General features: G+C 38.3%; 4 protein-coding genes, 1 pseudogene and 1 riboswitch. Of the genes and pseudogenes, 3 read left to right on the top strand and 2 right to left on the bottom strand.

The window, feature by feature from the left end; all coding sequences use genetic code 11:
* On the top strand, positions 1–281 hold a 281-nt coding region (locus CBG25_RS19695), incomplete at its 5' end, for a transposase family protein (protein WP_290603775.1).
* Between the two features lie 51 nt (positions 282–332).
* Here CBG25_RS19695 and speA read toward each other — a convergent pair.
* Positions 333–1,508: pseudogene (gene speA, locus CBG25_RS19690) on the bottom strand (biosynthetic arginine decarboxylase); the annotation flags it as partial.
* An 852-nt stretch (positions 1,509–2,360) separates the two neighbouring features.
* Between speA and metK the strand changes: the two are divergent.
* Positions 2,361–3,515, top strand: a complete 1,155-nt coding sequence (gene metK / locus CBG25_RS19685; RefSeq protein WP_290608767.1) for a methionine adenosyltransferase — start codon at positions 2,361–2,363, stop codon at positions 3,513–3,515.
* A gap of 190 nt (positions 3,516–3,705) precedes the next feature.
* Positions 3,706–4,212, top strand: coding sequence for a SprT family zinc-dependent metalloprotease (locus tag CBG25_RS19680; RefSeq protein WP_290608765.1), 507 nt, complete (start codon positions 3,706–3,708; stop codon positions 4,210–4,212).
* Positions 4,213–4,238: 26 nt separating this feature from the next.
* On the opposite strand, the gene CBG25_RS19675 is transcribed toward CBG25_RS19680, so the two are convergent.
* Positions 4,239–5,303: a magnesium transporter gene (locus CBG25_RS19675; protein WP_290608763.1), complete on the bottom strand. Its 1,065-nt coding sequence runs from the start codon at positions 5,301–5,303 to the stop codon at positions 4,239–4,241.
* A 73-nt stretch (positions 5,304–5,376) separates the two neighbouring features.
* Positions 5,377–5,548, bottom strand: a riboswitch (M-box (ykoK) riboswitch).
* Between the last annotated feature and the right edge of the window lie 153 nt (positions 5,549–5,701).

Below are 5,701 nucleotides of genomic sequence, written 5' to 3'. Positions count from 1 at the left end.
AGGTAACCATCTGGGCAGATACCGGTTTTCAAGGTATAGATAAACAGCATCCTAATACACAAATCCCAAAAAAAGGAACTCGAAAAAGACCTTTATCGCCTGAACAAAAACAAGAAAATAAAATAATCTCGGGCATCCGTATTACAGTTGAACACGCCATCGCGGGTATCAAGCGCCTCGGTTGCATGACCCAAATTTTACGGAATCGTAGACCCTTTATTGATGATACCTTCTTACTCCTTAGCGCAGGTCTTTGGAATTTCCATCTCAGAACAGCGTAAAATTTACTTCAATCACCGAAACACCCTTATTTCACTATTAAGCAACACGCTTAATGAACGGCTATTTCCCTGTTGCATTTCATTCCATGTCTCCCACAGGGAAATTAGCGATAATTCGGTATCTTTCGGTGGTGGCGTGATCTTAGTAAATTCATTACGTTCAACACCAATTATATTGGAAACTAATACGGTATGATGCGCGGTTAACGCTCGACCAGATTCAGTGATCACCGTTGGATGTTCTAACCCATGTTCATCACAAGCTTCACCTATCGCCCAGATAACATTATTGGCGTATTCATTTAAACCATAGTTGACAGAACAATCCGATTGCGACCGAGTCCCCTCATAATCAATCCCAAGACCACCACCAACATCAAAACACTCAATTTTGACACCTAATTTATGTAACTCAACATAAAAACGAGCTGCCTCTCTAGCGCCTGTGGCAATATCGCGAATATTAGACATCTGAGAACCTAAATGGAAATGTAATAATTGCAAACTTTCCAGACGCCCTTCACTTCTTAATGTATCAATCAACTGCAAAACCTGAGCGGCGGCCAAACCAAATTTTGATTTCTCACCACCGCTCGCTTGCCATTTACCCGAACCTTGTGACGCCAAACGCGCTCGTACTCCCAAACGAGGAATAACATCTAACCTTTTAGCTTCATCCAAAACTAAGGCAATTTCAGTCATTTTTTCAATCACTAAGTAGACTTTATGGCCAAGCTTTTCGCCGATCAACGCTAAACGAATATATTCCCGATCTTTATAGCCATTACAAACAATCACTGATTTCGTCATACCAGCATGCGCTAATACAGCCATTAATTCTGCTTTGGAGCCGGCTTCTAAACCTAAAGGTTCTCCTGATCTCACTAAAGTTTCAATCACTCGCCGCTGCTGATTTACCTTAATTGGGTAGACAAGAAAGTAATCACCTTGATAGCCATAATCACGACGCGCCCGTTCAAATGCAGCATTAATTGATCTCAATCGATGTTGTAAAATTTGCGGAAAACAAAACAGGGCCGGCAAACGCAGATGTTGCTGTTCTTCCTGTACTTGTTCAACTAAGGCGGCTAAATCAATTTTCGCGTCTGGTTGGTCAAGATTAGGACACACAGTAATATTACCTTGTTCATTAACTTGGTAATAGCCGCCTCCCCAATATGCAATATTATAAGTTTGTTGCATTTTACGCGCGATATTGTTATTCATACTTATCTCCTGAAATGGAGTATGAGCTTCACTTTTTCCCCAACATATCCTATCTAATGAGATAATATTCTGTGCAAACACGAGTTTCGCACCAATAAAAAAACGCTCTATTTTTAAGTTTAATTCAGCATGATATATAAATAGTCAAAACCTTATAAATCAAATACAACTTATTGTAATTTAAGAAAATTTATGTTTTTTAGTAACTTGCAGATTAATCATTGCTTTTAAGCCATTTTTAGAATTTTATATGCCTGTGCGAAACTCGTGGCAAATTTTAAAATTTCAGGAAACAGCAATAACTCTTATTTTATTAAAAAAGGATTCATGACAACTCAGCAATCATTCTGTTATTTAATAGTTGCAAAACAACTTATCAATGAATGATTTTAGTCTGTCTCGAGTACGACCTATAATTTCGACTAGAAGCCATAATATAGAGAAAGGAAATAGAAGCAGATACACAGACATTAAGCTGTGATGATTGGTAATTTGCTATTTGCTGATAATGGAACATTACCCATTCACCTCAAAACATGGTTATAACATTCAGCCTCAGAACGTAACCATTTTACATTGAGAAGTAGTATCAATACCGATACTACCGCATAACGCCTGATGAGAAAAAAGGTTCATCAGTTATCGCGCTGTTTATACCTTTATTATAAGAAAAATGCAAAATCAAATTGAATAAAACATCAACATATTTATCTATATTTAGCAAATCAGATTTTTGCCATCAACAAAAATAAAAAACAGCTAGCAATAGCGCAAAATTAACATTAGAATAGACGTCTGGATGGAAATACATCTAATTAAGTTTCTCCGAATTTTTAAGGTAATAAAACATCTATGACCACACATCTTTTCACTTCTGAATCAGTATCAGAAGGTCATCCTGATAAAATTGCAGATCAAATTTCAGACGCAATTCTTGATGCAATTCTTGAACAGGATCCAAAAGCACGCGTTGCATGTGAAACCTATGTAAAAACAGGTATGGTAATGGTTGGCGGTGAAATTACGACCAGCGCCTGGGTAGATATTGAAGAAATTACGCGGCGCACGATACGCGAAATTGGCTATACCAGCTCAGATATGGGGTTTGATGCCAATTCCTGTGCTGTTATCAGTGCAATTGGCAAACAATCTCCTGATATTAATGAAGGAGTCGATCGTGCAAATCCTTTAGAACAAGGCGCAGGCGATCAAGGGATCATGTTTGGTTACGCTAATAACGAAACCGATGTTCTTATGCCAGCGCCAATTACTTATGCTCACCGCTTAGTCGAACGCCAAGCCGAAGTGCGAAAAAATGGTACTTTGCCCTGGTTACGTCCAGATGCTAAAAGCCAAATCACTTTCCAATATGAAAATAATAAAATAGTGGGCATTGATACTATTGTCTTATCTACTCAGCATGCTGAAGAAATTAACCAAGACACCTTATCAGAAGCGGTAATGGAAGAAATTATTAAGCCAGTATTACCGACAGAATGGTTACAGCAAAATACTAACTATTTTATTAATCCAACAGGTCGTTTTGTTATAGGCGGTCCAATGGGTGATTGTGGTTTAACTGGCCGTAAAATTATTGTCGATACTTACGGTGGCATGGCTCGCCATGGTGGCGGGGCTTTTTCTGGCAAAGATCCGTCTAAAGTCGATCGTTCTGCTGCCTATGCAGCGCGCTACGTAGCAAAGAATATTGTTGCCGCGGGACTTGCTGATCGCTGTGAAATTCAAATTTCTTATGCGATTGGTATCGCTGAACCGACATCCATCATGATCGAAACTTTCGGTACTGAAAAAATAGCCAATGAAACGCTGGTTCATTTAGTGCATGAAATCTTTGACTTACGTCCTTATGGTCTAGTCAAAATGCTCAATTTATTACAGCCTATTTACCGTCAAACTGCCGCGTATGGGCATTTTGGCCGCTCTCAATTCCCATGGGAAAAAACAGATAAAGTTGCTGAACTTCGCGCAGCCGTCGGTTTTAACTAACTAATCGTCGATTTTATCTTGTTAAAACAGCAAAGGGACAGTTAGATAACTTTCCCTTTTGTTATTTTAGAACTATGCAAAAATAGCAATTAGTTATTAAACTTTTTTAACGATTATTTAAAAAATACCATAATAAATTAATTACTTTTGTTCTAAGCTCACGCTTAGCCCATTTAACCATATTAATAGTATGAAATCACATCGAATACCTATCGCTTTACAACAGATTGTCATGCGAGTATTGCGCAACAAACTGGCTACAGCGAGTACCAAATTGGGAAAAACCTTTACAGAACCGTTGATTAATTACCGACAACGAGGAACCATCGCCGGTAGTGCTCACCTGGAGGCGTGGGAAATACGTCTTAACCCCATTTTACTGATTGAAAATGGTGAAATTTTTATCAATCAAGTTATTCCACATGAGTTAGCCCATTTATTGGTATATCACTGTTTTGGCGAAACAGCCCCTCATGGTAAAGAATGGAAATGGATGATGGCAATAATCCTTGATGCTCCACCACAGAGAACGCATCAATTTGCATTAACCTCAATTCATAAGCAGACTTTTCATTACCATTGCAAGTGCGACCTGGCTCATCAATTAACCCTACGCCGGCACAACAAAATCCAACTCGGGAAAGGGGAGTATATTTGCAAAAAATGTGGTCAATATCTTGTTTGGCAAAATCAATAGGAGAGCGAATCACTCTCCTTTGTTGATCAAGCTAAATCAGTCATAATCATCTTAGCAATTTCAAAGTAAATAATTAATCCTGTGCCATCAATAAAAGTTGCAATAAAGGGAGCCGAAACAATCGCAGGATCAATATTCAATCGTTTCAGTACCATTGGAATAATAGAAGAAACAATCGCACTCCACACCGTAATTGCCATCATAGTCAAACGGACAACCAGGGTAACTTGATAGCCTACGTCCAAGATCCAGGCACGAAATATGCCAACACAACCTATCGTTAGTGCCACTAAAAATGATGTAGATATCTCTTTTTTAAGCACAGCACCTAAATTACGTAAACTAACTTCCCCTAATGCCATTGCTCGCACTAAAGTAGAAGTTATCTGAGTACCACTATTACCGCCGGTGCCAATTAATAAAGGAATAAAGAAAGCTAATGAAATGGCAGATTCCAACTGATCAGAAAAAGCTTTCAATACTGTGCCTGTATAAGCTTCAGCCACAAATAACATCAATAACCAAACAACACGTTTACGCCATAATGTTATTGGGCTGGTTGACATATAAGGCACTTCTAAAGGTAGCGTGGCGCCTTGCAGATGTGCATCTTGGGTATTCTCATCCTCAATTAATTCAGCAATATCTTGAGCACGTAATACCCCTTTTAGTTTAGAAAACTCCACAACCGGAATAGAATCAACATCACAATGATTGAGAAGAGCAAAAACTTCTTCTCGCGATTGATCTGGTGAAACAGAAAAAAAATCACATTGCATAATATCTGATACAAGTAATTCATCTGATGAGGTTAATAATGTTTTCATCAATAACAAACCATTCAGATATTTATTTTTATCAATTACATAAAGATAAGTCGGGATTTGATCGCCGGTAATTATATTAGCCAGATTATTTTTAATAGCGGCAACAGAATCATTCATAGAAACTGCAATATAAGATTGGCTCATATATGCACTAACTTTCACTTCATCAAATTTATTATGATGTTGCTCATTGAAATTTTCTGTAGGGCTATTGGCCGGACACACCACATTGGGAGCCGTTTTTTGTAGGGATGTTAACTTCATTTTCGAAACCCTATCACTGTTATAAACTGCAAACAGTTCTCAATATAAGGGCAAAACTAGATGCGAGAATATTAAGCTATCTCAACGTCTCAGTTTTAGCACTATACAACGTATCCTGAAAGTAGCAGGAAGTTACATGGGGTACACCTTGACTCGATATATCCTGTCCTGATCTTGGGCGTCTCTCGACGTCGTCAGATCAGCAACCTATGTTTGTATAGGAGCCTCGCCTAACGAGATACTGCACCGTGCTTAATATTAAAAAATAATAGGGCACCTCGAAAAACTCAAGATTTTCAATTAACCCTTGGCTTTCATTCTAAATAATTAGATTTTTTTTGATTATCACGCTACTGATTCTATCGCACATTGCCCTGGCTAGGGCCATTTGACCCATT

Source organism: Arsenophonus sp. ENCA, assembly GCF_002287155.1.
In the GTDB taxonomy this organism is placed as follows: domain Bacteria; phylum Pseudomonadota; class Gammaproteobacteria; order Enterobacterales; family Enterobacteriaceae; genus Arsenophonus; species Arsenophonus nilaparvatae.
This window is presented reverse-complemented; position numbering and strand designations above follow the sequence as displayed.